This window comes from Citrobacter sp. CK181 (genome assembly GCF_030333595.1).
GTDB classification, from domain to species: domain Bacteria; phylum Pseudomonadota; class Gammaproteobacteria; order Enterobacterales; family Enterobacteriaceae; genus Citrobacter_B; species Citrobacter_B koseri.
This window is the reverse complement of the sequence record NZ_JAOWFN010000016.1, coordinates 154,414-180,139: the sequence shown is the minus strand read 5'-3', so window position 1 is coordinate 180,139 and position 25,726 is coordinate 154,414. Positions and strand designations below refer to the sequence as shown.

At 54.7% G+C, this 25,726-nt stretch carries 23 protein-coding genes and 2 pseudogenes; 20 read left to right on the top strand and 5 right to left on the bottom strand.

What is annotated here, in order from left to right; genetic code table 11:
* Positions 1 to 15 precede the first annotated feature (15 nt).
* The 10 genes from rseA to acpS all read left to right on the top strand — a co-directional run bounded on the left by rseA (position 16) and on the right by acpS (position 8,846).
* Positions 16 to 666, top strand: coding sequence for an anti-sigma-E factor RseA (gene rseA, locus OGW17_RS21235; RefSeq protein WP_047461936.1), 651 nt, complete (start codon positions 16 to 18; stop codon positions 664 to 666).
* Positions 666 to 1,622, top strand: coding sequence for a sigma-E factor regulatory protein RseB (rseB, locus tag OGW17_RS21230; RefSeq protein WP_012131210.1), 957 nt, complete (start codon positions 666 to 668; stop codon positions 1,620 to 1,622). Before rseA ends, rseB begins: the two co-directional genes overlap by 1 nt.
* On the top strand, positions 1,619 to 2,098 hold the full coding sequence (gene rseC, locus OGW17_RS21225) for a SoxR-reducing system protein RseC (protein ID WP_047461942.1): 480 nt from the start codon (positions 1,619 to 1,621) through the stop codon (positions 2,096 to 2,098). The genes rseB and rseC overlap by 4 nt, the downstream gene beginning before the upstream one ends.
* A gap of 282 nt (positions 2,099 to 2,380) precedes the next feature.
* On the top strand, positions 2,381 to 4,180 hold the full coding sequence (lepA, locus tag OGW17_RS21220; RefSeq protein WP_047461945.1) for a translation elongation factor 4: 1,800 nt from the start codon (positions 2,381 to 2,383) through the stop codon (positions 4,178 to 4,180).
* Between the two features lie 15 nt (positions 4,181 to 4,195).
* On the top strand, positions 4,196 to 5,170 hold the full coding sequence (lepB, locus tag OGW17_RS21215) for a signal peptidase I (RefSeq protein WP_012131213.1): 975 nt from the start codon (positions 4,196 to 4,198) through the stop codon (positions 5,168 to 5,170).
* A 221-nt stretch (positions 5,171 to 5,391) separates the two neighbouring features.
* Positions 5,392 to 6,072 (top strand): ribonuclease III, encoded by a 681-nt coding sequence (rnc, locus tag OGW17_RS21210; protein WP_024130107.1) that lies wholly within the window; start codon positions 5,392 to 5,394, stop codon positions 6,070 to 6,072.
* Positions 6,069 to 6,974 carry a GTPase Era gene (gene era, locus OGW17_RS21205; RefSeq protein WP_286452260.1) on the top strand — a complete coding sequence of 302 codons (906 nt, stop codon included), beginning with the start codon at positions 6,069 to 6,071 and terminating at the stop codon, positions 6,972 to 6,974. The genes rnc and era overlap by 4 nt, the downstream gene beginning before the upstream one ends.
* Before the next feature lie 11 nt (positions 6,975 to 6,985).
* Positions 6,986 to 7,723 (top strand): DNA repair protein RecO, encoded by a 738-nt coding sequence (gene recO / locus OGW17_RS21200; RefSeq protein WP_024130108.1) that lies wholly within the window; start codon positions 6,986 to 6,988, stop codon positions 7,721 to 7,723.
* An 11-nt stretch (positions 7,724 to 7,734) separates the two neighbouring features.
* On the top strand, positions 7,735 to 8,466 hold the full coding sequence (gene pdxJ, locus OGW17_RS21195) for a pyridoxine 5'-phosphate synthase (protein ID WP_071258084.1): 732 nt from the start codon (positions 7,735 to 7,737) through the stop codon (positions 8,464 to 8,466).
* On the top strand, positions 8,466 to 8,846 hold the full coding sequence (gene acpS / locus OGW17_RS21190) for a holo-ACP synthase (RefSeq protein WP_049008359.1): 381 nt from the start codon (positions 8,466 to 8,468) through the stop codon (positions 8,844 to 8,846). Before pdxJ ends, acpS begins: the two co-directional genes overlap by 1 nt.
* Positions 8,847 to 8,917: 71 nt before the next feature.
* On the opposite strand, the gene yfhL is transcribed toward acpS, so the two are convergent.
* Together yfhL and OGW17_RS21180 are read right to left on the bottom strand one after the other, a co-directional pair.
* Complete coding sequence (yfhL, locus tag OGW17_RS21185; protein ID WP_012131218.1) at positions 8,918 to 9,178, bottom strand: 4Fe-4S dicluster ferredoxin YfhL; 261 nt, start codon at positions 9,176 to 9,178, stop codon at positions 8,918 to 8,920.
* Positions 9,179 to 9,233: 55 nt separating this feature from the next.
* Positions 9,234 to 10,082 (bottom strand): MurR/RpiR family transcriptional regulator, encoded by an 849-nt coding sequence (locus OGW17_RS21180; RefSeq protein ID WP_012131219.1) that lies wholly within the window; start codon positions 10,080 to 10,082, stop codon positions 9,234 to 9,236.
* A 115-nt stretch (positions 10,083 to 10,197) separates the two neighbouring features.
* Here OGW17_RS21180 and murQ point away from each other — a divergent pair, with 115 nt between their 5' ends.
* The 3 genes from murQ to tadA all read left to right on the top strand — a co-directional run bounded on the left by murQ (position 10,198) and on the right by tadA (position 12,393).
* Positions 10,198 to 11,091 carry an N-acetylmuramic acid 6-phosphate etherase gene (gene murQ / locus OGW17_RS21175; protein ID WP_071258083.1) on the top strand — a complete coding sequence of 298 codons (894 nt, stop codon included), beginning with the start codon at positions 10,198 to 10,200 and terminating at the stop codon, positions 11,089 to 11,091.
* A 106-nt stretch (positions 11,092 to 11,197) separates the two neighbouring features.
* Complete coding sequence (yfhb, locus tag OGW17_RS21165) at positions 11,198 to 11,833, top strand: phosphatidylglycerophosphatase C (protein WP_012131221.1); 636 nt, start codon at positions 11,198 to 11,200, stop codon at positions 11,831 to 11,833.
* Positions 11,834 to 11,850: 17 nt separating this feature from the next.
* Positions 11,851 to 12,393, top strand: coding sequence for a tRNA adenosine(34) deaminase TadA (tadA, locus tag OGW17_RS21160; protein ID WP_081353169.1), 543 nt, complete (start codon positions 11,851 to 11,853; stop codon positions 12,391 to 12,393).
* 33 nt (positions 12,394 to 12,426) lie between these two features.
* Here the strand turns inward: tadA and mltF are convergent, their stop codons facing one another.
* The gene (mltF, locus tag OGW17_RS21155) at positions 12,427 to 13,974 is read right to left on the bottom strand and encodes a membrane-bound lytic murein transglycosylase MltF (RefSeq protein ID WP_071258082.1); all 1,548 of its coding nucleotides are present in this window, start codon (positions 13,972 to 13,974) and stop codon (positions 12,427 to 12,429) included.
* Between the two features lie 267 nt (positions 13,975 to 14,241).
* Here mltF and purL point away from each other — a divergent pair, with 267 nt between their 5' ends.
* The 5 genes from purL (at position 14,242) to glnB (ending at position 22,683) form a co-directional block, all read left to right on the top strand.
* Positions 14,242 to 18,129 (top strand): phosphoribosylformylglycinamidine synthase, encoded by a 3,888-nt coding sequence (gene purL / locus OGW17_RS21150; protein ID WP_024130111.1) that lies wholly within the window; start codon positions 14,242 to 14,244, stop codon positions 18,127 to 18,129.
* Positions 18,130 to 18,736: 607 nt separating this feature from the next.
* Positions 18,737 to 20,167 carry a two component system sensor histidine kinase QseE/GlrK gene (gene qseE / locus OGW17_RS21145; RefSeq protein ID WP_047461964.1) on the top strand — a complete coding sequence of 477 codons (1,431 nt, stop codon included), beginning with the start codon at positions 18,737 to 18,739 and terminating at the stop codon, positions 20,165 to 20,167.
* A 23-nt stretch (positions 20,168 to 20,190) separates the two neighbouring features.
* Entirely contained in the window at positions 20,191 to 20,934 is a 744-nt protein-coding gene (qseG, locus tag OGW17_RS21140) for a two-component system QseEF-associated lipoprotein QseG (protein ID WP_071258081.1), read from the top strand.
* Positions 20,934 to 22,268 carry a two-component system response regulator GlrR gene (gene glrR, locus OGW17_RS21135; protein WP_024130114.1) on the top strand — a complete coding sequence of 445 codons (1,335 nt, stop codon included), beginning with the start codon at positions 20,934 to 20,936 and terminating at the stop codon, positions 22,266 to 22,268. The genes qseG and glrR overlap by 1 nt, the downstream gene beginning before the upstream one ends.
* 76 nt (positions 22,269 to 22,344) lie before the next feature.
* Positions 22,345 to 22,683: a nitrogen regulatory protein P-II gene (gene glnB / locus OGW17_RS21130; RefSeq protein ID WP_002914032.1), complete on the top strand. Its 339-nt coding sequence runs from the start codon at positions 22,345 to 22,347 to the stop codon at positions 22,681 to 22,683.
* Here the strand turns inward: glnB and OGW17_RS21695 are convergent.
* Positions 22,680 to 22,775: pseudogene (locus tag OGW17_RS21695) on the bottom strand (hypothetical protein); the annotation flags it as partial. The gene glnB and the pseudogene OGW17_RS21695 sit on opposite strands and share 4 nt — an antisense overlap.
* Positions 22,776 to 22,779: 4 nt before the next feature.
* Positions 22,780 to 23,970 carry an NO-inducible flavohemoprotein gene (gene hmpA, locus OGW17_RS21125; protein WP_012131231.1) on the bottom strand — a complete coding sequence of 397 codons (1,191 nt, stop codon included), beginning with the start codon at positions 23,968 to 23,970 and terminating at the stop codon, positions 22,780 to 22,782.
* Positions 23,971 to 24,296: 326 nt separating this feature from the next.
* Here hmpA and glyA point away from each other — a divergent pair, with 326 nt between their 5' ends.
* A complete protein-coding gene (gene glyA / locus OGW17_RS21120) occupies positions 24,297 to 25,550 on the top strand; it encodes a serine hydroxymethyltransferase (protein WP_049009096.1) in 1,254 nt (417 codons plus the stop codon).
* 80 nt (positions 25,551 to 25,630) lie between these two features.
* A pseudogene (locus OGW17_RS21115) lies at positions 25,631 to 25,717 on the top strand (hypothetical protein); the annotation flags it as partial.
* Between the last annotated feature and the right edge of the window lie 9 nt (positions 25,718 to 25,726).

Here is a 25,726-nt window from a genome sequence, read left to right as displayed (position 1 = left end):
GAAAAGGTATTAGGCATGCAGAAAGAAAAACTTTCCGCTTTAATGGATGGCGAAACGCTGGACAGTGAGCTGCTGAAAGAACTAGCTCACGACCCGGAAATGCAAAAAACATGGGAGAGTTATCACCTGATCCGCGATTCCATGCGGGGTGATACCGCAGACGTTCTCCATTTCGATATTTCCGCCCGCGTAATGGCCGCCATCGAAAATGAGCCGGTACGCCAGACGGCGCCGCTGATTCCTGAGGCCCAGCCCGCACCGCACCAGTGGCAGAAAATGCCATTCTGGCAGAAAATGCGTCCGTGGGCGGCGCAGCTCACTCAAATGGGTGTGGCTGCATGCGTATCACTTGCAGTTATTGTTGGCGTCCAGCACTATAATGGACAATCTGAAACGTCCCAGCAGCCCGAAACGCCGGTATTCAATACATTACCGATGATGGGCAAAGCCAGTCCGGTGAGCCTGGGAGTACCTTCTGACGCGACGGCTAACGGCGGTCAGCAACAGCAGGTGCAGGAGCAGCGTCGTCGCATTAATGCCATGTTGCAGGATTACGAACTGCAACGCCGACTGCACTCCGAACAGCTTCAGTTTGAGCAGGCGCAAACACAGCAAGCCGCTGTACAGGTGCCAGGAATTCAAACTTTAGGAACGCAATCGCAGTAATGAAGCAACTTTGGTTTGCCATGTCACTTGTGGCGGGTAGCCTGTTCTTCTCTGTTAACGCCTCGGCCAATACTGCGTCCGGGGCGTTATTGCAGCAGATGAATCTGGCCAGCCAGTCACTGAATTACGAGCTGTCATTCGTCAGCATCAATAAACAAGGCGTTGAGTCTCTGCGTTATCGACATGCACGCCTGGACAATCGTCCTCTTGCACAACTGTTGCAAATGGATGGCCCGCGCCGGGAAGTGGTGCAGCGTGGTAACGAAATCAGCTACTTCGAACCCGGGCTCGAACCGTTCACCCTGAACGGTGACTATATTGTCGATTCTCTGCCGTCCCTTATCTATGCCGACTTTAAACGTCTTTCTCCCTGGTATGACTTTATTTCCGTAGGCCGCACCCGCATTGCCGACAGGCTGTGTGAAGTCATTCGTGTTGTCGCGCGCGACGGCACCCGTTACAGCTATATCGTATGGCTGGATACCGAAACAAAGCTGCCGATGCGGGTGGATCTCCTTGACCGGGATGGTGAAACGCTGGAGCAGTTCCGCGTGATTTCCTTCGCCGTGAATCAGGACGTCGGTAATAGCATGCAGATGCTGGCAAAAGCGAATTTGCCGCCATTGCTTTCTGTTCCTGTGGGGGAAAAGGCGAAGTTCAACTGGAGCCCGACGTGGTTGCCGCAAGGGTTTAGCGAAGTCTCCAGCAGCCGACGCCCGCTGCCTACAATGGATAATCTGCCTATCGAGTCACGCCTCTATTCTGACGGCCTGTTCAGTTTCTCTGTGAACGTGAATCGTGCGACGCAGAACAGCACCGATCAGATGCTGCGAACCGGGCGTAGAACGGTCAGCACCAGCGTGCGTGAAAACGCTGAAATTACGATTGTCGGCGAACTTCCGCCGCAAACCGCGAAACGCATTGCGGACAATATTAAGTTCGGGGCGGCACAATGATTAAAGAGTGGGCGACCGTTGTCTCCTGGCAAAATGGCCAGGCACTGGTGAGTTGCGACGTCAAAGCATCGTGCAGCAGTTGCGCCTCACGGGCCGGATGCGGCAGTCGTGTGCTGAATAAACTTGGGCCGCAGACCACACATACTATTGTGGTGCCAAGTGCCGAACCGCTGGCGCCTGGTCAAAAAGTGGAACTGGGCATTGCCGAAGGCAGCCTGCTGGGGTCAGCAATGCTGGTTTACCTGTCGCCGCTGGTTGGGCTGTTTATCTTCGCGGCGTTGTTCCAGGTACTGTTTGGTTCTGATATTGCCGCGTTGAGCGGCGCGGTGCTGGGCGGCGTCGGGGGTTTTCTGATTGCGCGCGGCTACTCGCGTAAACTGGCTGAACGCGAGGCCTGGCAGCCGGTCATTCTTAACGTTGCTCTTCCTCCTGGTCTGGTTCGCGTTGAAACACCATCTTCTGAAACGAACTCGTGATATTTTTGCCGGATGGCGGCTTCGCCTGATCCGGCCAGGGAACGATAAGCAGACTCTCCAGGCCCGATAAGCTCGCGCCATCGGGCATCATGCTTCCCTTACGACGTTTTACATCAGAAAATCGATGCCGTTTCCGGTTCCCGCTATCCTTGCTGTATGAACATTTCCTCGCCTCAGTGTTGTAGTGTAGAATGCGGCGTTTCAGTTAAACAGACGTTAAGCTCAGAACAGCGACTTCTAAGAGCCTGCTCAGGCAGGCGTAAGGCACAATAATTACTCTATATGAAGAACATACGTAACTTTTCGATCATTGCTCATATTGACCACGGTAAATCGACGCTGTCTGACCGCATTATCCAGATCTGCGGTGGCCTGTCTGACCGTGAAATGGAAGCGCAGGTTCTCGACTCAATGGATCTTGAGCGTGAGCGCGGTATTACTATCAAAGCGCAAAGCGTGACGCTGGATTACAAAGCGGCTGATGGTGAAACCTATCAACTGAACTTTATCGACACCCCAGGCCACGTTGACTTCTCATATGAAGTTTCCCGCTCACTGGCGGCGTGTGAAGGCGCACTGCTGGTGGTTGACGCCGGGCAGGGCGTCGAAGCGCAAACGCTGGCGAACTGCTATACCGCGATGGAAATGGATCTCGAAGTGGTGCCGGTTCTGAACAAGATTGACCTGCCAGCCGCCGATCCTGAGCGTGTGGCTGAAGAGATCGAAGACATTGTTGGCATTGATGCGACCGATGCCGTTCGCTGCTCGGCAAAAACCGGCGTAGGCGTACAGGATGTGCTGGAACGCCTGGTGCGCGATATCCCGCCGCCGGAAGGCGATCCAGAAGGCCCGCTGCAAGCGCTGATTATCGACTCCTGGTTCGATAACTACCTCGGCGTAGTGTCGCTGGTGCGTATTAAAAACGGCACCATGCGTAAAGGCGACAAAGTCAAAGTGATGAGCACCGGGCAGGTTTATAACGCTGACCGTCTGGGGATCTTCACGCCGAAGCAGATTGACCGTACTGAACTGAAGTGCGGCGAGGTAGGCTGGCTGGTTTGCGCAATTAAAGACATTCATGGCGCCCCGGTTGGCGATACATTAACGCTGGCGCGTAACCCGGCAGAGAAAGCGCTGCCGGGCTTCAAAAAAGTGAAGCCGCAGGTATACGCCGGTCTGTTCCCGGTGAGTTCTGATGACTATGAGAACTTCAGGGATGCGCTCGGCAAGCTGAGCCTGAACGACGCCTCTCTGTTCTACGAGCCGGAAAGTTCAACCGCGCTGGGCTTCGGCTTCCGCTGTGGCTTCCTGGGTCTGCTGCACATGGAGATCATTCAGGAGCGTCTGGAACGTGAATACGATCTGGATCTGATCACCACCGCGCCGACCGTTGTGTACGAAGTGGAAACTACGGCGAAAGAGATTATCTATGTCGATAGCCCGTCCAAGCTGCCGCCGCTGAATAACATCTATGAACTGCGCGAGCCGATTGCTGAGTGTCATATGCTGCTGCCTCAGGCATACCTGGGCAACGTCATTACGCTGTGTGTCGAGAAGCGCGGCGTCCAGACCAACATGGTGTACCACGGTAACCAGGTGGCGCTGACTTATGAAATCCCGATGGCGGAAGTGGTGCTCGATTTCTTCGACCGCCTGAAATCAACGTCTCGTGGTTATGCGTCGCTGGATTATAACTTCAAGCGCTTCCAGGCGTCCGATATGGTGCGCGTCGACGTGCTGATCAACAACGAACGTGTCGATGCGCTGGCGCTGATCACTCACCGTGGTAATTCGCAGAGCCGTGGCCGTGAGCTGGTGGAGAAGATGAAAGAGCTGATCCCTCGTCAGCAGTTCGACATTGCGATTCAGGCGGCGATTGGCACGCATATTATTGCGCGTTCTACCGTGAAGCAGTTGCGTAAAAACGTTCTGGCCAAGTGTTACGGCGGTGATATCAGCCGTAAGAAAAAGCTGCTACAGAAACAGAAAGAAGGTAAGAAGCGAATGAAGCAGATCGGTAACGTCGAACTGCCTCAGGAAGCGTTCCTCGCCATTCTGCATGTCGGTAAAGACAGCAAATAATCCTAAGGAGTTGGCATGGCGAATATGTTTGCCCTGATTCTGGTGATTGCCACACTGGTGACGGGCATTTTATGGTGCGTTGATAAATTTATCTTCGCGCCAAAACGTCGGGAACGTCAGGCAGCGGCACAGGCCGCTGCGGGTGATTCACTGGATAAAGCCACGTTGAAAAAAGTGGCGCCTAAGCCGGGCTGGCTGGAAACAGGGGCTTCGGTTTTTCCGGTACTGGCGATTGTGCTGGTGGTGCGTTCATTTATTTATGAACCTTTCCAGATCCCGTCGGGTTCGATGATGCCGACGCTGTTAATCGGTGACTTTATTCTGGTGGAGAAATTCGCCTATGGAATTAAAGATCCGATTTACCAGAAAACGTTGATTGAAACGGGTCATCCGAAACGCGGTGATATCGTGGTCTTTAAATACCCGGAAGATCCGCGCCTGGACTACATTAAACGCGCTGTCGGCCTGCCGGGTGACAAAGTGACGTACGATCCGGTAGCCAAAGAGGTTACTGTCCAGCCAGGATGCCGTTCCGGTCAGGCATGTGAAAACGCGCTGCCGGTGACTTACTCTGACGTTCAACCCAGCGATTTCGTGCAGACCTTTGCCCGCCGTAATGGGGGAGAAGCCAGCAGTGGGTTCTTCGAAGTGCCGTTAAACGAAACGAAAGATAACGGCATTCGTCTGGCGGAGCGTAAAGAGACGCTGGGCGACGTAACCCACCGTATTCTGACCGTACCGATCGCGCAGGATCAGGCGGGGATGTATTACCGTCAGCCGGGGCAGCAACTGGCGACCTGGATCGTACCGCCAGGACAATACTTCATGATGGGTGATAACCGTGATAACAGCGCGGACAGCCGTTACTGGGGATTTGTACCGGAAGCGAATCTGGTTGGTAAAGCGACCGCGATCTGGATGAGTTTCGACAAACAGGAAGGTGAATGGCCGACCGGCGTACGCTTAAGCCGTATTGGTGGGATCCATTAATTTCTGATAATCGTTCATGTTGTCGTCATTGCGGCGACAACATGAATTATTTATTGGATAAATCTCCGCAGACTAACGACATCCCCTGTCGTTGTGTATAGAATATTCCCCCGAAGTTTTAGGTTGGCGCCGTCAGGTTGCCACGGCACACTAAACAGCGTTGGTTTCCTCAGGTCTGTTTCGTGTGCTGAATTGTTGACGCATTCATTTATTGGTATCGCATGAACCCCATCGTAATTAATCGGCTTCAACGGAAGCTGGGCTACACTTTTACTCATCAGGAGCTGTTGCAGCAGGCATTAACCCACCGCAGCGCCAGCAGTAAACACAATGAGCGTTTAGAATTTTTAGGCGACTCGATTTTGAGCTTTGTTATCGCCAACGCGCTTTATCACCGCTTCCCGCGTGTGGACGAAGGTGATATGAGCCGTATGCGCGCCACGCTGGTGCGCGGCAATACGCTGGCGGAATTGGCCCGTGAATTTGATCTGGGTGAATGCTTACGTTTAGGGCCAGGTGAACTGAAAAGCGGCGGCTACCGTCGTGAATCTATTCTGGCGGATACCGTAGAAGCGTTAATCGGCGGCGTTTTTCTCGACAGCGATATCCAAACCGTCGAGAAGTTGATCCTTAACTGGTATCAAACGCGCCTGAATGAAATCAGCCCGGGCGATAAACAAAAAGATCCGAAAACGCGTTTGCAGGAATATTTGCAGGGTCGTCATCTCCCGCTGCCGTCTTATCTGGTGGTGCAGGTGCGCGGCGAAGCACACGATCAGGAATTTACTATCCACTGCCAGGTCAGCGGCCTGAGTGAACCGGTGGTTGGCACGGGTTCGAGCCGTCGTAAGGCGGAGCAGGCTGCCGCCGAACAGGCGCTGAAAAAACTGGAGCTGGAATGAGCGAAGATAAAAGCTATTGCGGATTTATTGCCATCGTCGGACGTCCGAACGTAGGCAAATCCACCCTGTTGAACAAGCTGCTCGGACAGAAGATCTCGATCACGTCCCGTAAAGCGCAGACCACGCGTCACCGTATCGTTGGTATCCATACCGAAGGGGCGTACCAGGCTATCTATGTTGATACGCCGGGGCTGCATATGGAAGAAAAACGCGCCATCAACCGCCTGATGAACAAGGCGGCAAGCAGCTCGATTGGCGACGTTGAGCTGGTCATTTTTGTCGTGGAAGGCACCCGCTGGACGCCGGACGACGAGATGGTGCTGAATAAACTGCGCGACGGTAAAGCGCCGGTCATTCTGGCCGTTAACAAAGTGGATAACGTACAGGAAAAAGCCGATCTGCTGCCGCATCTGCAATTCCTGGCAAGCCAGATGAACTTCCTCGATATCGTGCCTGTTTCTGCGGAAACTGGCATGAACGTGGATACCATCGCTGGTATCGTGCGTAAGCACCTGCCGGAAGCGACTCATCACTTCTCGGAAGATTACATCACCGATCGTTCACAGCGCTTTATGGCGTCTGAAATCATCCGTGAAAAACTGATGCGTTTCCTCGGTGCCGAACTGCCGTATTCCGTAACCGTTGAGATTGAACGTTTCGTTTCTAACGAACGCGGCGGTTACGATATTAACGGCCTGATCCTCGTTGAGCGCGAAGGGCAGAAGAAGATGGTCATTGGCAACAAAGGGGCCAAAATCAAGACCATCGGTATCGAAGCGCGAAAAGACATGCAGGAAATGTTCGAAGCGCCGGTACACCTGGAACTGTGGGTGAAAGTGAAATCCGGCTGGGCCGATGACGAGCGTGCGCTGCGCAGTCTCGGTTATGTAGACGACCTCTGAGTTAGCACTACGTGGAAGGCTGGCAGAGAGCTTTCGTCCTGCATAGTCGCCCCTGGAGCGAAACCAGCCTGATGCTGGACGTCTTCACGGAAGAGTCGGGGCGCGTGCGTCTGGTTGCCAAAGGCGCACGCTCTAAACGTTCCAGTCTGAAAGGCGCATTACAACCTTTTACGCCACTGTTGCTCCGCTTTGGCGGGCGCGGCGAGGTGAAAACCTTACGCAGCGCTGAAGCGGTCTCTCTGGCGCTCCCCTTAAGCGGCATCACGCTTTATAGCGGTTTGTACATCAACGAGCTGCTTTCCCGCGTTCTGGAATACGAAACGCGCTTCTCTGAACTCTTTTTTGATTACCTGAACTGTATTCAGTCGCTGGCTGGCGCGACCGGTTCGCCCGAACCTGCGCTTCGCCGTTTCGAGCTCGCCCTGCTGGGGCATCTGGGCTATGGCGTGGATTTTCTGCATTGCGCAGGGAGCGGCGAGACGGTCGATGACACCATGACCTACCGCTATCGCGAAGAGAAGGGATTCATGGCCAGCGTGGTCATTGATAACAGCACCTTTACCGGGCGGCATCTGAAAGCGCTGGATGCACGAGAATTTCCTGATGTTGATACGTTGCGCGCGGCGAAACGCTTTACCCGCATGGCGCTAAAGCCGTATCTTGGTGGTAAGCCGTTAAAAAGCCGGGAACTGTTTCGACAATTTATGCCGAAACGGCCAGGGCGGGCAGAAAATACGAATAATGATTAACGAGGATTGTCATGGCTGAATTACTGTTAGGCGTCAACATTGACCATATTGCCACTTTACGTAATGCGCGTGGTACTGCTTACCCGGACCCGGTACAGGCGGCGTTTATCGCCGAGCAGGCGGGGGCGGATGGTATAACCGTACACCTGCGCGAGGATCGTCGCCATATTACCGACCGTGATGTACGCATTTTGCGCCAGACGCTGGATACGCGTATGAATCTGGAAATGGCGGTGACTGAAGAGATGCTGGCGATTGCCGTTGAGACGAAGCCGCATTTTTGCTGCCTGGTGCCGGAAAAACGTCAGGAAGTGACCACCGAAGGCGGGCTGGACGTCGCGGGTCAGCGTGACAAAATGCGTGATGCCTGCAAACGGCTGGCAAATGCAGGTATTCTGGTATCGCTGTTCATTGATGCCGATGAAGAACAGATTAAAGCCGCTGCGGACGTTGGCGCACCGTACATTGAAATCCATACCGGCTGTTATGCGGATGCCAAAACGGATGCTGAGCAAGCGCAGGAACTGGCGCGCATCGCCAAAGCGGCGACGTTTGCGGCAAGCCTGGGGCTGAGAGTGAACGCCGGTCATGGCCTGACCTATCACAATGTGCAGGCCATTGCCGCACTGCCGGAAATGCATGAACTGAACATCGGTCATGCCATTATTGGGCGGGCGGTCATGAGCGGCCTGAAAGAGGCGGTCTCCGAGATGAAACGCCTGATGCTGGAAGCGCGCAGCTAATGGCGATTCTGGGGTTAGGCACGGATATTGTGGAGATCGCCCGCATTGAGGCGGTGATCTCCCGTTCTGGAGAGCGCCTGGCAAGACGCGTGCTTAGCGACAACGAATGGACTATCTGGGAAACGCATCAGCAACCGGTGCGTTTTCTCGCCAAGCGTTTTGCGGTAAAAGAGGCGGCGGCAAAAGCGTTCGGCACCGGCATTCGCAACGGGCTGGCGTTCAATCAGTTTGAAGTGTTTAACGATGAGTTGGGTAAACCGCGTTTGCGTTTGTGGGGCGAGGCGTTGAAACTGGCGGAGAGGCTGGGCGTGGCGCATATGCATGTGACATTAGCGGATGAACGTCATTACGCCTGTGCGACGGTGATCATCGAAAGCTAGATTCGGGACTTTGTAGGCCGGATAAGGCGTTTACGCCGCCATCCGGCCTGGCGTCATTCCATCAGGGTGGGTTACAGCTTATCCGCGTGATGCATCAGAACAAACTTATCCCACAGCTGTTCTTCCGTTTCGACATGCGCCGGGTCTTTGAGAATGGTATTGGGGATCGGGCACACCTTCTGGCAGGTCGGCGTTTCGTAATGGCCCACGCATTCGGTGCACTTGTCGCTGTTAATCTCGTAAATGCTGTCGCCCATTGAAATCGCCTCATTCGGGCATTCAGGCTCGCACATATCGCAATTGATACACTTTTTAGTGATTAACAGGGCCATCAGGAAACTCTCAAAACATCACAAACCGGGCGGGCATTATACGCGCATTCTTTGCTCAGACCAGTTTTTTTACCAGGGCCTCACTGTGGCGAATACGCTCCGGCGCGCGCCCCAAATCCTGCTGTACCAGCGCCATAAAGAGCAAATCCGTCAACATCGTCTGCGCATGCGTAGAGGAGATTGCGGCGCTGCGCGTGGCCTGCTCTTCGGCGATCGTATACAGGCAACGAGTGGCGCGTTGTTGCAGGGCATTCGGTGTAAAGCCGGTGATCGCCAGAACCTTTCCTCCCACCCGCAACGTTTCATCCGCCGCCATATTCAACTCTCTGCGCTCGCCGCTATAGGAGATAGCCAGCAGGAGATCGTCCGGCGCCAGCGCCTGCACGGTGGCTAACAGCGCATGCATATCGTGTTCGGCGACGACATTGAATCCTATCTTCATCAGCTTCCAGGCGAAGTTCTGCGCCACCAGGCCCGATGTGCCAATACCGGTTATGACAACACGCCGGGCATTGCGCAGCATCATGACGCTTTCGAACAATTTCTCTTCGCTGTTAACATCGAGCGTTGCGTGCATTGCGGCGACATTTTCCTCGATCAATTTTTCGCCGACAAGCCGCATCGGATCGTCGCCCCGGATCTGATTATGTACCGGAATAGAGTGAGGATTTGGATTGCTGGCCAGCGCTTCGCTGATCGCCAGCTTCAGTGCCGGAAAGCCTTTGAAGCCCAGTTTCTGCGCGAATTTCACCACGCTGGACTGACTGACGCCCGCCTCAACGGCAAGCTGTTGTGAGCTGAGATGCCGTGTATCATCCGGCTGAGCAAGAATATAATCAGCAAGCTTTTTATCGCTTTGTGCGAGGTCCGGATAACGCTGACGTATACGAATCAAACAGTTCATGAGGACTCCTGGCGAAAAACATGACGGGGATCATAAAAAGATTTTCCCTCGCCCGAAAGAATATAATATTCCATTATTATAGTTATTATGAATTAAAAATTCCTAAGGAACAAAAATGAATCTCGGCTCGTTAGTTTCAGAAACCCGCAATCCACAGACTATGGATCTTGACGTACTCCCTACGCTTGAGCTGGTTCATCGTTTTAATCAACAGGATACGCTTGTAGCGCAAGCAGTAAAAGAGACGCTGCCAGACGTTGCCCGCGCGGTAGATGCCGCCGCCGACGCCTTAAAGGCGGGAGGGCGCATTATTTATATGGGCGCAGGCACCAGCGGACGCCTTGGCGTTCTGGACGCCTCCGAATGCCCACCAACGTTTGGCGTACCGCACGGGCTGGTGATCGGGCTGATTGCCGGCGGGCCCGGCGCGCTGCTGAAAGCGGTGGAAGGCGCGGAAGACAGTCAGCAGTTAGGGGAGGACGATCTCCGGGCGCTTAACGTGACCGCGCAGGATCTGGTTGTCGGGCTGGCGGCGTCCGGTCGTACGCCGTACGTCATTGGCGGGTTGAAATACGCGCGTCAGGTGGGCTGCGTCACGGTGGCTATCTCCTGTAATCCCGATTCTCCCATCGCGCATGAAGCTGACATCGCCATTTCGCCGGTCGTTGGGCCGGAGGCGCTAACCGGTTCGACGCGACTGAAATCCGGTACTGCGCAAAAACTGGTGCTCAATATGATCTCCACCGGGGCGATGGTGAAGTTCGGCAAGGTGTACCAGAACCTGATGGTAGACATGAAAGCCACCAACGTTAAGCTCGTCGACAGAGCGTGCCGGATGGTGGTTGAGGCTACCGGGATTATGCGTGAAGAGGCCGAAGCGCTGCTTAAGCAGACCGATTTTGAGGTTAAACCGGCCATTCTGATGGCGCTTACCGGGCTGAATGCCGAAGATGCAAGGGCGAAATTGTCCGCTCACCAGGGATTTCTACGGGCGGCGTTAGAACGCTAACGTTACCGGAAAATTGAGGTTCTATCTGTTAGTCTATCTGGTAACGATTATCGCCGGGTTGCGGTTAACCCGGCTATTGGGCTTCAACAATCCAGAGGAGTAGGGTTTGGTTAATCACGAGCGTCGTGTCGTATTTTTTGATTTGGACGGTACGTTGCACCAGCAGGATATGTTTGGCAGTTTCCTGCGTTATCTGTTGCGTCGCCAGCCGCTGAATGCGTTGCTCGTGCTGCCGTTATTGCCGGTTATCGGGATTGGCTTGTTGATTAAAGGTCGGGCAGCGCGTTGGCCGATGAGCCTGCTGTTATGGGGCTGTACCTTCGGTCACAGTGAAGCGCGGCTCAAGGCGCATCAGGCGGATTTCGTTCGCTGGTTTCGCGATAACGTCACGGCGTTTCCGGTTGTTCAGGAGCGCCTGACGACCTATCTGTTAAGCTCTGACGCTGATATCTGGCTGATTACCGGCTCTCCGCAATCGCTGGTGGAACAGGTCTATTTCGATACGCTCTGGCTGCCGCGCGTGAACCTGATCGCCAGCCAGATGCGGCGTGGCTACGGCGGCTGGCTGCTGACTATGCGCTGTCTGGGGCACGAGAAGGTCGCCCAACTGGAACGCCAGATTGGTGCGCCGTTACGTCTGTACAGCGGCTACAGCGACAGTAAGCAGGATAACCCGCTTCTCTATTTTTGCCAGCATCGCTGGCGCGTCACGCCGCGAGGGGAGCTCCAGCAACTCGAATAGAGTTAACGATAGCGCCCATGTATAATGCGCCCGCTTTTATTACCGGAGTGCCTCCTTTGTCTGATGTTGAATTTAGCCACGAATACTGGATGCGTCATGCGTTGACGCTGGCGAAACGCGCCTGGGATGAGCGTGAAGTGCCGGTTGGCGCGGTATTGGTGCATAACAATCGCGTCATTGGCGAAGGCTGGAACCGTCCGATAGGTCATCATGATCCCACTGCGCACGCTGAAATCATGGCGCTACGTCAGGGTGGGCTGGTGCTTCAGAACTACCGTTTGCTGGATACCACGCTTTACGTGACGCTGGAGCCGTGCGTGATGTGCGCGGGAGCAATGGTACACAGCCGCATTGGGCGGGTGGTATTTGGCGCTCGCGACGCGAAAACCGGCGCGGCAGGGTCGCTGATGGACGTATTGCATCATCCGGGCATGAACCACCGCGTAGAGATCACCGAAGGTGTGTTACGCGATGAGTGCGCAGCGCTGCTCAGTGATTTCTTCCGCATGCGTCGCCAGGAGATCAAAGCGCTAAAAAAATCTTCGCAAGAATCGTTGTAGGGCGGCCACGCGAAAGCGTCCAGCCCTGTGAGATTAGTTTTCGTCTTTCTTCTTCAGTGAAAACGGCAAAGAAGGAGAGTGTGACAGGTAGTTCGATGACGGCTGCGATAAGAAAGAAGAGAAAGGAAATGTCTCCGTGTCAAACTCGGCCGGAGACACTGCCGGGTAATCCTGCGCCAGCTTTATCGCTTCTGCCGTCTGCTTCTCTTTTTCTTGCAGATAGCCGACCAGGCTAATCTGATACTTCCGAATATTTTCCACATAAGCGTAGGCTTCATGCCCGCGCGCATAGCCGTACGTCAGCTTGCTGTAATATTGTTTCTGGCTGAGCAGCGGCAGCCGTTGTTTTACATCGGCCCAGCTATCCGGGTTGCCCCTGGTCTTGACCGTCAACGCACGGGCATCAAGCATATGCGCATAACCCATGTTATAGGCGGCGAGCGCAAACCAGATACGCTCCTCTTCCGGCACGGTTTCAGGCACTTTGCCCATCATATCCTGGATATAACGCACACCGCCGCTGATGCTCTGTTCTGCATCGGTACGGTCCGTCAGCCCCAGACTTTGCGCGGTGTTTTTGGTGAGCATCATCAGACCGCGAACGCCCGTCGGGGAGGTGGCCAGCGGGTCCCAGTGCGACTCCTGATAGGAAATTGCGGCCAGCAGGCGCCAGTCTATCTCCTGCGCGTATTTTTCAAACAACGGCTGGAGATCGGGCAGTACGCCGTCCACGGCCCGCAGGAAGGTGCGGGTATCGACATAATCAAAATCGTCGCCGTGCCCCAGATACTTCTCTTCCATACGCGCCAGTGAGCCGTCTTCATTAATAGCGTTGAAGAAATCGAGCAGCGCAGCGGAAAGCGTGTTGTCATCGTCCAGTTGGCTAAACCAGGTGACAGGCTGCTCATCGGTGACATCCAGCGCGACGGCCAGTTCAGGATGTACGCGCTGGAACAGGCTGATCGCGACAGAATCGGCAATGGTATAGTCCAGATTGCCGCTGATGACTTCGCTGAGCAGCGCCGCCGTCCCTTTTTTGTCATCGACTTTCCAGCTCAGATCGGGAAATTTTGTCTCTTTCAGCGCCTGCAAGTCATTCACCACGACATGCCCAGGCGCGATAGAGAGCTGGCTTTCATTCACCGTGGCCAGCGTGCGAGGCCGGTATTGTCCTACCCGGTAAACCAGCTGTTGCGAAACGGAATAGTAGGTCGGGCCGGGTTGATAATTCTTCACGCGCTCGCTGTTGTAAACCAGTCCTGCCGCCAGCAGATCGGCGTTGCCATTATCTAAATCGTCAAATAGCTGGCTGATATTCTGGCGTACGGTAATTTTCAGCTTTACGCCAAGATAGCTGGCGAACTGCTGCGCCAGTTCGTAATCCAGACCGTACTTTTTTCCGTTAATGCGGGCGTAGGTCAGCGGCGACTCTATTGTTGAGACGCGTAACTCTCCCCGCGATTGGATCGCGGCGATACGATTGTCGGCTTTGCCGAACCAGGGGATTGATGGCCAGAGGGCCGCTGCCAGCAGCAGAGTCAATATGCCGATGAACAGATAATTAATCTTTAATTTTTTCAATTAGTTAATTCTCTGAATCGTGCGTAATCTCAGCCTGCTAATGTCATTTTGGTGGGTTAAAATCATCATGAATGTGCGGCATTTTGCGCAACAATGCGCCAGTTGGCAACTAATTAGAATGATTGGCCGCACCGTATGATAAGAAAAGGCGGCGATTTTATTTCGACGCAAACGGTTTCGTCGGGGCGTCAGATTCTTTATAATGTCGCCCGTTTCCCCCCTTGCGCACACTTAAAGCGCCTCAGGCGCTTCGAAGACGAGAGACTTATGATGGAAATTCTGCGTGGTTCGCCTGCACTGTCTGCATTCCGTATTAACAAACTGCTGGCGCGTTTTCAGGCGGCCAATCTTCAGGTCCACAATATTTACGCTGAGTATGTCCATTTTGCTGACCTGAGCGCCCCCTTAAACGAGGATGAGCACGCGCAACTTGCACGTTTGCTGAAATATGGGCCGAGCTTAAGCAGCCATACCCCTGAAGGAAAGCTGCTGCTGGTCACGCCGCGTCCTGGCACCATCTCCCCCTGGTCTTCCAAAGCGACTGATATCGCCCATAACTGCGGTCTGCAACAGGTAAGCCGCCTGGAGCGAGGCGTTGCATACTACGTTGAAGCCGCTACGCTCACGGCTGAACAGTGGCAGACGATTGCCGCTGAACTGCACGACCGGATGATGGAGACCGTGTTCTCTTCTTTATCTGATGCGGAAAAACTGTTTGTTCATCACCAGCCTGCGCCGGTTGCCAGTGTGGATCTGCTGGGTGAAGGGCGTCAGGCGCTGACTGACGCCAACCTGCGTCTGGGTCTGGCGCTGGCGGATGACGAAATTGATTACCTGCAAGACGCCTTCACGAAGCTGGGGCGCAATCCGAACGATATCGAACTGTATATGTTCGCGCAGGCAAACTCCGAACACTGTCGCCATAAGATTTTTAACGCTGACTGGGTTATCGACGGGAAACCGCAGCCGAAGTCGCTGTTTAAGATGATCAAAAACACCTTTGAAACCACGCCGGATCATGTGTTGTCTGCCTATAAAGATAACGCGGCGGTGATGGAAGGTTCTGACGTGGGACGCTACTTTGCTGACCACGAGAGCGGTCGCTATGACTTCCATCAGGAGCCTGCGCATATCCTGATGAAGGTGGAAACCCATAACCACCCGACGGCGATCTCGCCGTGGCCGGGCGCGGCGACCGGTTCCGGTGGTGAGATTCGTGATGAAGGCGCAACCGGACGCGGCGCGAAGCCAAAAGCGGGTCTGGTGGGCTTCTCCGTGTCTAACCTGCGTATTCCGGGCTTTGAACAGCCGTGGGAAGAAGATTTTGGTAAACCAGAGCGTATCGTTACCGCGCTGGACATTATGACTGAAGGCCCGCTGGGCGGCGCGGCGTTTAATAATGAATTTGGTCGCCCGGCGTTGAACGGGTACTTCCGTACTTACGAAGAAAAAGTAAACAGCCACAACGGCGAAGAGCTACGCGGCTACCACAAGCCGATCATGCTAGCGGGCGGGATCGGCAATATCCGCGCCGATCACGTACAGAAAGGCGAGATCGTCGTTGGCGCGAAGCTGATCGTGCTCGGTGGGCCGGCGATGAACATTGGCCTAGGGGGCGGGGCGGCGTCCTCTATGGCTTCTGGTCAGTCGGATGCGGATCTCGATTTTGCCTCCGTACAGCGTGATAACCCGGAAATGGAACGTCGCTGCCAGGAAGTGATCGACCGCTGCTGGCAGTTAGGCGATGCCAACCCGATCCTGTTTATTCACGACGTCGGGGCCGGCGGTCTCTCCAACGCGATGCCGGAGCTGGTGAGCGACGGCGGGCGCGGCGGTAAATTTGAGCTGCGCGATATCCTCAGCGATGAGCCGGGCATGAGCCCGCTGGAAATCTGGTGTAACGAGTCTCAGGAGCGTTATGTGCTGGCCGTGGCCGCCGACCAGTTGCCGCTGTTTGATGAGTTGTGCAAGCGTGAGCGCGCGCCGTATGCTGTGATCGGTGAGGCCACCGAAGAACAGCATCTGTCCCTGAACGACAGTCACTTCGATAATCAACCGATCGATCTGCCGCTGGACGTGCTGCTGGGTAAAACGCCGAAAATGACCCGCGACGTGCAGACGCTGACAGCGAAAGGCGATGCGCTGGATCGTGCTGATATCACGATTGCTGACGCGGTTAAACGGGTTCTGCATCTGCCGACCGTGGCGGAGAAAACATTCCTGGTGACCATCGGCGACCGTACCGTGACCGGTATGGTGGCGCGCGATCAGATGGTCGGCCCGTGGCAGGTGCCGGTGGCGAACTGCGCGGTGACCACCGCCAGCCTCGACAGCTACTACGGTGAAGCGATGTCTATCGGCGAACGTGCGCCGGTAGCGCTGCTGGACTTTGCCGCTTCCGCCCGTCTGGCCGTTGGCGAAGCGCTGACGAACATCGCCGCGACCCAGATTGGCGATATCAAACGCATCAAGCTGTCCGCAAACTGGATGGCGGCGGCCGGTCATCCGGGTGAAGATGCCGGTCTGTATGACGCGGTGAAAGCGGTAGGCGAAGAACTCTGCCCGCAGCTTGGCCTGACGATTCCGGTGGGCAAAGACTCTATGTCAATGAAAACCCGCTGGCAGGAAGGCAACGAGCAGCGCGAAATGACCTCGCCGCTGTCGCTGGTGATTTCCGCGTTTGCCCGCGTGGAAGATGTACGTCATACCGTCACGCCGCAGCTCTCGACCGAAGATAACGCGCTGCTGCTGATCGATTTGGGTCAGGGGCATAACGCGCTGGGCGCAACGGCGCTGGCGCAGGTGTATCGTCAACTGGGCGACAAACCGGCAGACGTGCGCGATGTGGCGCAGTTGAAAGGCTTCTACGATGCGATTCAGGCGCTGGTGGCGCAGCGTAAACTGCTGGCGTATCACGACCGTTCCGACGGCGGCCTGCTGGTCACGCTTGCCGAGATGGCCTTTACCGGTCACTGCGGCATCCAGGTCGATATTGCAACATCTGGCGACGATCGTCTGGCGGCGCTGTTTAACGAAGAGCTGGGCGCAGTGATTCAGGTGCGGGCGGCCGATCGCGAAGCGGTCGAGGCGCTGCTGGCAAAGCATGGTCTGAGTGACTGCGTACACTATTTAGGTCAGGCCGTTTCCGGCGACCGTTTTGTGATTGAATCCAATGGGCAGGTTGTCTTCAGCGAAAGCCGCACCACGCTTCGTACCTGGTGGGCGGAAACGACCTGGCAGATGCAGCGCCTGCGCGACAACCCGGAATGTGCCGATCAGGAACATGACGCAAAAACCAACGATGCCGACCCGGGTCTGAACGTGAAATTGTCGTTCGATATCAATGAAGATATCGCCGCGCCGTATATTGCTACCGGCGCGCGTCCGAAGGTTGCCGTACTGCGCGAACAGGGCGTGAACTCCCACGTTGAGATGGCGGCGGCGTTCCATCGCGCGGGCTTTGACGCGATTGATGTGCATATGAGCGATCTGCTGGCTGGCCGTATTGGGCTGGGTAATTTCCAGGCGCTGGTTGCCTGTGGCGGTTTCTCTTACGGTGACGTGCTGGGCGCGGGTGAAGGCTGGGCGAAATCGATTCTGTTCAACAATCGCGTACGCGACGAGTTCGAAACGTTCTTCCACCGCCCGCAGACGCTGGCGCTTGGCGTATGTAACGGTTGCCAGATGATGTCTAACCTGCGTGAACTGATTCCAGGGAGCGAGCTGTGGCCGCGTTTTGTGCGTAACCATTCTGACCGTTTTGAAGCGCGCTTCAGCTTGGTGGAAGTGACCCAAAGCCCGTCTCTGCTGTTGCAGGGAATGGTTGGCTCACAGATGCCTGTCGCGGTGTCCCACGGTGAAGGGCGCGTTGAAGTGCGTGACGATGCGCATCTGGCTGGGCTGGAAAGCAAAGGTCTGGTTGCGCTGCGTTATGTCGATAACTTCGGTAAGGTTACGGAAAACTACCCGGCCAACCCGAACGGATCGCCAAACGGCATCACCGCCGTTACCACGGAGAACGGTCGCGCCACCATTATGATGCCGCACCCGGAGCGCGTCTTCCGTACCGTCAGCAACTCCTGGCACCCGGAAAACTGGGGTGAAGACAGCCCGTGGATGCGTATTTTCCGCAATGCGCGTAAGCAGTTAGGTTAATCCGCACGTAAATGGCCCGATAAGCAAAGCGCTATCGGGCCTGGACATACGCGTAGGCCGGATAAGGAGAAGCCGCCATCCGGCAAGGAAGCTTCCGTGAGGGAGTTTTTTTTGCCCTGCCATCAACCATAAAGGTGTCGGGAAATGCCGACATCAGTAGATTGTCTGTGTCTCCAAAAGGAGACATTTAACTCATTGATTTACAAAGATAGCGTAAGGTTTGTTTTTAGGTGTCTCTGAATGGCGACACCTTGCTGAAATTTTGTTCGTTTTGTAACGGTGATGATTTCTCTATAAAACCAAATAAAATCATAATGTTAATTATTTGTTTTTAAAATTGGCACACTTACTGCATAATAGCAACCAGTGGCTCATTCACCTTCTTATGTCAGCCCCTTCGGGAAGCGCTACATAAACTTCGAATGACGCACAACAAGGTGCCTGCCGTCCAACTTCTGATAATAGCGTCGCTTTATCAACCACCGGGCGAAACGTCGAGTTAGGCACCGCCTTATTCCATAACAAAGCCGGGTTAATCCCGGCTTTGTTGTATCTGATGTTCCCCTCGGTTAGCATCCTTGTATCCTTATCCGATGAGAGTAACGCCTTGAAGCGCTGGTCTGTTTTCCCCCGGTCCTTGCGACAACTGGTTATGCTGGCATTTCTGCTGATTCTGTTGCCTTTGTTGGTACTGGCCTGGCAGGCTTGGCAAAGTCTCAACGCGCTCAGCGCCCAGGCGGCGCAGACTAACCGCACCACGCTGATAGATGCCCGGCGCAGCGAAGCGATGACCAACGTGGCGCTGGAGATGGAGCGCAGCTACCGGCAATATTGCGTGCTCGACGACCGTACGCTGGCAAAGGTGTATCAGAGCCAGCGAAAACGCTACAGCGAAATGCTGGACGCGCATGCGGGAGTATTGCCGGACGCTAAACTTTATCAGGCGCTACGCGATGATCTGAACGGCCTTGCACAATTACAGTGTAAAAATAGCGGCCCTGATGCTACCGCCGCCGCGCGGCTGGAGGCTTTTGCCAACGCCAATACGGAAATGGTGCAGGCAACGCGCACGGTGGTGTTCTCGCGCGGGCAGCAGTTACAGCAGGAAATCGCAGAGCGCGGACAATTCTTTGGCTGGCAGGCGCTGGTGCTGTTTCTGGTCAGCCTGGCGATGGTGCTGCTTTTTACAAGGATGATCATTGGGCCGGTGAAAGGGATAGAACGGATGATTAACCGGCTGGGAGAAGGGCGCTCTCTGGGGAATACCGTGTCGTTTACCGGGCCGCGCGAGCTGCGTTCGGTGGGGCAGCGCATTATCTGGTTGAGTGAACGTCTGTCCTGGCTGGAATCCCAACGGCATCAGTTTTTACGTCACCTGTCGCATGAGCTGAAAACGCCGCTGGCCAGTATGCGCGAAGGGACAGAGCTGCTGGCCGATCAGGTCGTGGGGCCGTTGACGCCGGAGCAAAAAGAGGTCGTCGGCATTCTGGACGATAGCAGCCGCAACTTACAGAAGTTGATTGAGCAACTGCTTGATTACAACAGGAAACTGGCGGACAGCGCGATTGAGATGGAAACCGTGGAGCTTGAACCGCTGGTGGATATGGTGGTTTCCGCTCACAGTTTGCCTGCGCGCGCTAAAATGATGCATACCGAGGTCAGGCTGGCTATCGACAGCTGTCTGGCCGAGCCGATGCTATTAATGAGCGTGCTGGACAATCTTTATTCCAATGCGGTGCACTATGGCGCTGAATCCGGTAACATTTGTATTCGCAGCAATGTATATGGTTCAAAGGCGCACATTGATGTGATCAATACGGGCACGCCGATCCCGGAAGCGGAAAGAGCCATGATTTTTGAGCCCTTTTTCCAGGGAAGCCATCAGCGTAAAGGTGCGGTGAAGGGGAGCGGATTAGGGTTAAGTATCGCCAGGGACTGCATCCGTCGTATGCAGGGGGAACTGTATCTGGTCGATGAGAATGCGCAAGAAGTTTGCTTCCGTATCGAACTGCCGCTATCTGCATCGAAAAACCACTAAAAATGAAGCTAAGCCTGGTGAGTATGCCACACGTTTTTGTTCGAGTTCTGAAGCGATTATTTCCCCGAAGAGGATGGTTAGCGAGTGTGCCTTGCCTGGTGCTGATGGGGTGCGCGCCACATGCCGCGAAGCATGTCGTAAATGATGCGTCGCAGGAAAAAATTCCACCGTATCAGCTGGCGGATTATCTCTCTACCGACTGTACGGATATCTGGTTACTCAAAGGGCCATCGACGGATAACAATCCGCTTTACTGGCTGCGGGCGATTGATTGTGCCGATCGCCTGTTGCCTGTTCAGTCACGCAATGAAGCGCGGGCGCTGGAAGATGGCAGCTGGCAGAACACGTTCAAACGCGGGATTCTGCTGGCGGATGCTAAAATTACGCCCCTTGAACGGCGCGATATGGTCACTCGCCTCGATGCGCTAAGCGCGCAAATTCCCGCTCAGGTGCGCCCGCTCTATCAGCTCTGGCGCGACGGCCAGGCGCTACAGTTACAGCTTGCCGAAGAGCGCCAGCGTTACAGTAAACTCCAGCAAGCGTCGGATAGCGAGCTTGATACGTTGCGTCAGCAGCATCAGCACTTACAGGCGCAGCTCGATCTCACGACGCGCAAGCTGGAGAATCTGACTGATATTGAGCGTCAGCTCTCCACGCGCAAACCCGCAGGCAACTACAATCCTGACGCGACACACGGAAATGACAAACCCGCAGCGCCTGACGACGGCGCATCTTCCGCACTGCCACAAGATGAGGTAACGCCATGATAAGCCGCAAACCGGCACATCTGCTGCTCGTGGACGATGACCCGGGGCTGTTGAAACTGCTTGGGATGCGCCTGACCAGCGAAGGCTACAGCGTCGTGACGGCGGAAAGCGGTCAGGAAGGGCTGCGCGTACTGAATCGCGAAAAAGTGGATCTGGTCATTAGCGATCTGCGAATGGATGAAATGGATGGCATGCAGCTGTTCACGGAAATCCAGAAAGTCCAGCCTGGTATGCCCGTCATCATTTTGACCGCACACGGCTCCATTCCTGATGCGGTGGCGGCGACGCAAAAAGGCGTGTTTAGCTTTCTGACCAAACCGGTCGATAAAGATGCGCTGTATCAGGCCATTGATGACGCGCTTGAACAATCGGCGCCGGCAATGGACGACAGCTGGCGCGAATCAATCGTTACGCGCAGTCCGTTGATGATACGCTTGCTGGAACAGGCGCGGATGGTGGCGCAATCGGATGTCAGCGTGCTGATTAACGGGCAAAGCGGCACCGGGAAAGAGATTTTCGCGCAGGCTATCCATAACGCCAGCCCGCGCAGCAGTAAACCTTTCATCGCCATTAACTGCGGCGCGCTGCCGGAACAGCTACTGGAGTCCGAACTGTTTGGCCACGCGCGCGGGGCGTTTACCGGCGCGGTCAGCAACCGTGAAGGGTTATTTCAGGCGGCGGAAGGCGGCACGCTGTTTCTTGACGAAATCGGCGATATGCCCGCGCCGTTACAGGTTAAGCTGCTGCGCGTTCTGCAAGAGCGCAAAGTCAGACCGCTTGGCAGCAATCGCGATATCGATATTGATGTGCGCATTATCTCCGCAACGCACCGCGATCTGCCTAAGGCGATGGCGCGTGGTGAATTTCGCGAAGACTTATATTACCGTCTGAACGTGGTGAGTCTGAAGATCCCGACGCTGGCGGAGCGTACGGAAGATATTCCGCTGCTGGCGAATCATCTTCTGCGCCAGTCAGCAGAGCGGCATAAACCGTTTGTGCGGGCGTTTTCAACGGATGCGATGAAGCGTCTGATGACCGCAAGCTGGCCGGGAAACGTGCGTCAGTTGGTGAACGTTATTGAGCAGTGCGTGGCGTTAACTTCCTCGCCGGTCATCAGCGACGCGCTGGTGGAGCAGGCGCTGGAAGGCGAAAATACGGCGCTGCCGACGTTTGTTGAGGCGCGTAATCAGTTTGAGCTTAACTACTTGCGTAAACTGCTGCAAATCACCAAAGGGAATGTCACCCATGCGGCGAGAATGGCAGGACGTAACCGGACGGAATTTTATAAGCTGCTCTCGCGCCATGAGTTGGATGCAAACGATTTCAAAGAGTAGTTTTCATGCCGTAAAGTAGCGTGAATTATGTTACGTTTATCAGATTAAAAGACAGGCGACCTTTTCAAGGAATAGCATGAAAAAGATTGATGCGATTATTAAACCCTTCAAGCTGGACGACGTCCGTGAAGCGCTGGCTGAGGTAGGCATTACCGGTATGACGGTTACTGAAGTGAAAGGCTTTGGGCGTCAGAAAGGCCATACCGAGCTGTACCGTGGCGCGGAATATATGGTGGATTTTCTGCCGAAGGTGAAAATTGAAATCGTGGTGACCGACGATATCGTGGATACCTGCGTTGACACCATTATTCGCACCGCGCAGACGGGGAAAATCGGTGACGGTAAAATTTTCGTCTTTGACGTTGCGCGCGTGATTCGTATTCGTACCGGTGAAGAAGACGACGCGGCAATTTAAGCCGCGTCGTGCTTGCCGGATGGCGGTGTAAACACCTTATCCGGCCTACAAAATCCCGTAGGCCTGATAAGTGCAGCGCCATCAGGCATGACTTAATTACAGCACTTTATGTGGGCCGAAGCATTCGTAATGAATGTTTTCGCTTTTCACGCCCAGCCCTGTCAGCTGCTTCGCAGCAAACTGCATGAAGCCGACCGGACCGCACAGATAAAACTGCATTGCCGGATCGCTGATCGCACTTTCCAGTTTGTTTAAATCCATCAGACCTGTGCTGTCGAACGCGCCATTCGCACGATCGGCTTCTGTCGGTTCGCGATACCAGGTATGTGCGGTAAAGCGCGGCAGGGTTTTACCCAGCTCGCTCACTTCATCTGCGAACGCATGCACGTCGCCGTTTTCCGCCGCGTGGAACCAGTTCACCTGCGCGGTGTGGTTGGCTTTGGTCAGCGTATCCAGCATAGCCAGCATCGGAGTCTGGCCGACGCCTGCGGAAATCAGAGAAACAGGCGTATCCGTTGCGACATCCATGAAGAAATCACCAGCCGGAGCGGCTAAGTGGACGATATCGCCGACGCTTGCGTGGTTGTGCAGCCAACTGGAAACCTGACCGCCATCTTCACGCTTAACTGCGATGCGATAACCTTTACCATCCGGCTTGCGGGTCAGGGAATACTGACGGATCTCCTGATGCGGGAAGCCTTCCGGTTTCAGCCAGACCCCCAGGTATTGACCCGGATGATATTCTGCGACCGGGCCGCCATCGACCGGTTCAAATTCAAAGCTGGTAATCAGGGCGCTGCGCGGCGTTTTCGCAACGATGCGGAACGGACGAGTGCCTTCCCAGCCGCCATTCTTGCTGGCGTTTTCGCTGTAGATTTGCGCTTCGCGATTGATAAAGACATTGGCCAGAACGCCATACGCTTTACCCCAGGCATCCAGCACTTCCTGGCCTGGGCTGAACATTTCGTCCAGCGTTGCCAGCAGGTGGCCACCAACGATGTTGTACTGTTCTGGTTTGATCTGGAAACTGGTGTGCTTCTGGGCGATTTTTTCTACCGCAGGCAGCAGCGCAGGCAGGTTTTCGATATTGCTGGCATAGGCCGCGATGGCGTTAAACAGCGCTTCACGTTGATCGCCATTTCGCTGGTTACTCATGTTAAAAATTTCTTTGAGTTCAGGGTTGTGGGTAAACATGCGATCGTAGAAATGGGCGGTCAGTTTTGGACCGGTTTCAACCAGCAGGGGAATGGTGGCTTTTACTGTGGCGATGGTTTGAGCGTCAAGCATACTGTCTTCCTTTATCTGAGACTTTAATGATGTATGTCAAATACATCTTATAAAAAATAACCCTGTATTGTAAATGGTTCTTTGTAACTTTGCGTTTTTAACGTTACAACGTGAAAAATCTGCATCACAAACCTGAAAAGAAATCCGTTGAAATTCGTAAGGTCTTCATTCGACAAAGCCTTGTACAGCATGAAGGTAATCGTTTGCGTAAAATCCTTTGTCAAGACCTGTTATCGCAGAATGATTCGGTTATACTGTTGGCCGTTGTCCCACGGGATTGCCTTTTTAGGCCAAAAATTTATCGTTAGCTGAGTCAGGAGATGCGGATGTTAAAGCGTGAAATGAACATTGCCGATTATGATGCCGAACTGTGGCAGGCTATGGAGCAGGAAAAAGTACGTCAGGAAGAGCACATCGAACTGATCGCCTCCGAAAACTACACCAGCCCGCGCGTGATGCAGGCGCAGGGGTCTCAGCTGACCAACAAATATGCTGAAGGATATCCGGGCAAGCGCTACTACGGCGGTTGCGAATATGTGGATGTCGTTGAGCAACTGGCGATTGACCGCGCGAAAGAACTGTTTGGCGCAGACTACGCCAACGTTCAGCCGCACTCTGGTTCTCAGGCTAACTTCGCGGTCTACACTGCGTTGCTGCAACCGGGCGACACCGTTCTGGGTATGAACCTGGCGCAAGGTGGCCACCTGACTCACGGTTCTCCGGTAAACTTCTCCGGTAAACTGTACAACATCGTGCCTTACGGCATCGATGAGTCCGGTAAAATTGACTACGAAGAGATGGCGAAGCTGGCTCAGACTCACAAACCGAAGATGATCATCGGCGGCTTCTCTGCTTATTCCGGCGTCGTTGACTGGGCAAAAATGCGTGAAATTGCCGACAGCATTGGCGCGTACCTGTTTGTTGATATGGCGCACGTCGCGGGTCTTATCGCCGCAGGCGTTTATCCGAACCCGGTTCCGCATGCACACGTTGTGACCACCACCACGCACAAAACCCTGGCGGGTCCGCGCGGCGGCCTGATCCTGGCGAAAGGCGGTGACGAAGAGTTGTACAAAAAACTGAACTCTGCTGTTTTCCCTAGTGCTCAGGGTGGCCCGCTGATGCATGTGATCGCCGGTAAAGCGGTGGCGCTGAAAGAAGCGATGGAACCGGAGTTCAAAGTCTACCAGCAGCAGGTTGCCAAAAACGCCAAAGCGATGGTGGAAGTGTTCCTGAACCGTGGCTACAAAGTGGTTTCCGGCGGTACGGAGAACCACCTGTTCCTGCTGGATCTGGTGGACAAAAACCTGACCGGTAAAGAAGCTGACGCCGCGCTGGGTCGTGCCAACATCACCGTTAACAAAAACAGCGTGCCGAACGATCCGAAGAGCCCGTTTGTTACTTCCGGTATCCGTATCGGTTCTCCGGCCATTACGCGTCGCGGCTTTAAAGAAGCAGAAGCCAAAGAGCTGGCTGGCTGGATGTGCGATGTGCTGGACAACATCAACGATGAGGCGGTTATCGAGCGCATCAAAGGCAAAGTGCTGGACATCTGCGCACGCTTCCCGGTTTACGCGTAAGCGATACGCCTGGCATCGTGAAAAAGGCTTCCTGCGGGAAGCCTTTTTTATTTCCGGGTCATGCCGTGTGGGCGAATCCAGGCGCGACTTTGATACCCGGTTATATGAATAATTTTAATACCACGCCGGTGGTTTTTCGTTCGACAAGCGGATCTCCTTTCATCGCTGGGTGTCGG

Coding starts and splice junctions, on each gene's coding strand:
- rseA (WP_047461936.1), top strand. CDS start 16: ATGCAGAAAGAAAAACTTTCCGCTTTAATGGATGGCGAAACGCTGGAC.
- rseB (WP_012131210.1), top strand. CDS start 666: ATGAAGCAACTTTGGTTTGCCATGTCACTTGTGGCGGGTAGCCTGTTC.
- rseC (WP_047461942.1), top strand. CDS start 1,619: ATGATTAAAGAGTGGGCGACCGTTGTCTCCTGGCAAAATGGCCAGGCA.
- lepA (WP_047461945.1), top strand. CDS start 2,381: ATGAAGAACATACGTAACTTTTCGATCATTGCTCATATTGACCACGGT.
- lepB (WP_012131213.1), top strand. CDS start 4,196: ATGGCGAATATGTTTGCCCTGATTCTGGTGATTGCCACACTGGTGACG.
- rnc (WP_024130107.1), top strand. CDS start 5,392: ATGAACCCCATCGTAATTAATCGGCTTCAACGGAAGCTGGGCTACACT.
- era (WP_286452260.1), top strand. CDS start 6,069: ATGAGCGAAGATAAAAGCTATTGCGGATTTATTGCCATCGTCGGACGT.
- pdxJ (WP_071258084.1), top strand. CDS start 7,735: ATGGCTGAATTACTGTTAGGCGTCAACATTGACCATATTGCCACTTTA.
- acpS (WP_049008359.1), top strand. CDS start 8,466: ATGGCGATTCTGGGGTTAGGCACGGATATTGTGGAGATCGCCCGCATT.
- yfhL (WP_012131218.1), bottom strand. CDS start 9,178: ATGGCCCTGTTAATCACTAAAAAGTGTATCAATTGCGATATGTGCGAG.
- OGW17_RS21180 (WP_012131219.1), bottom strand. CDS start 10,082: ATGAACTGTTTGATTCGTATACGTCAGCGTTATCCGGACCTCGCACAA.
- murQ (WP_071258083.1), top strand. CDS start 10,198: ATGAATCTCGGCTCGTTAGTTTCAGAAACCCGCAATCCACAGACTATG.
- tadA (WP_081353169.1), top strand. CDS start 11,851: ATGTATAATGCGCCCGCTTTTATTACCGGAGTGCCTCCTTTGTCTGAT.
- purL (WP_024130111.1), top strand. CDS start 14,242: ATGATGGAAATTCTGCGTGGTTCGCCTGCACTGTCTGCATTCCGTATT.
- qseG (WP_071258081.1), top strand. CDS start 20,191: ATGCCACACGTTTTTGTTCGAGTTCTGAAGCGATTATTTCCCCGAAGA.
- glnB (WP_002914032.1), top strand. CDS start 22,345: ATGAAAAAGATTGATGCGATTATTAAACCCTTCAAGCTGGACGACGTC.
- hmpA (WP_012131231.1), bottom strand. CDS start 23,970: ATGCTTGACGCTCAAACCATCGCCACAGTAAAAGCCACCATTCCCCTG.
- glyA (WP_049009096.1), top strand. CDS start 24,297: ATGTTAAAGCGTGAAATGAACATTGCCGATTATGATGCCGAACTGTGG.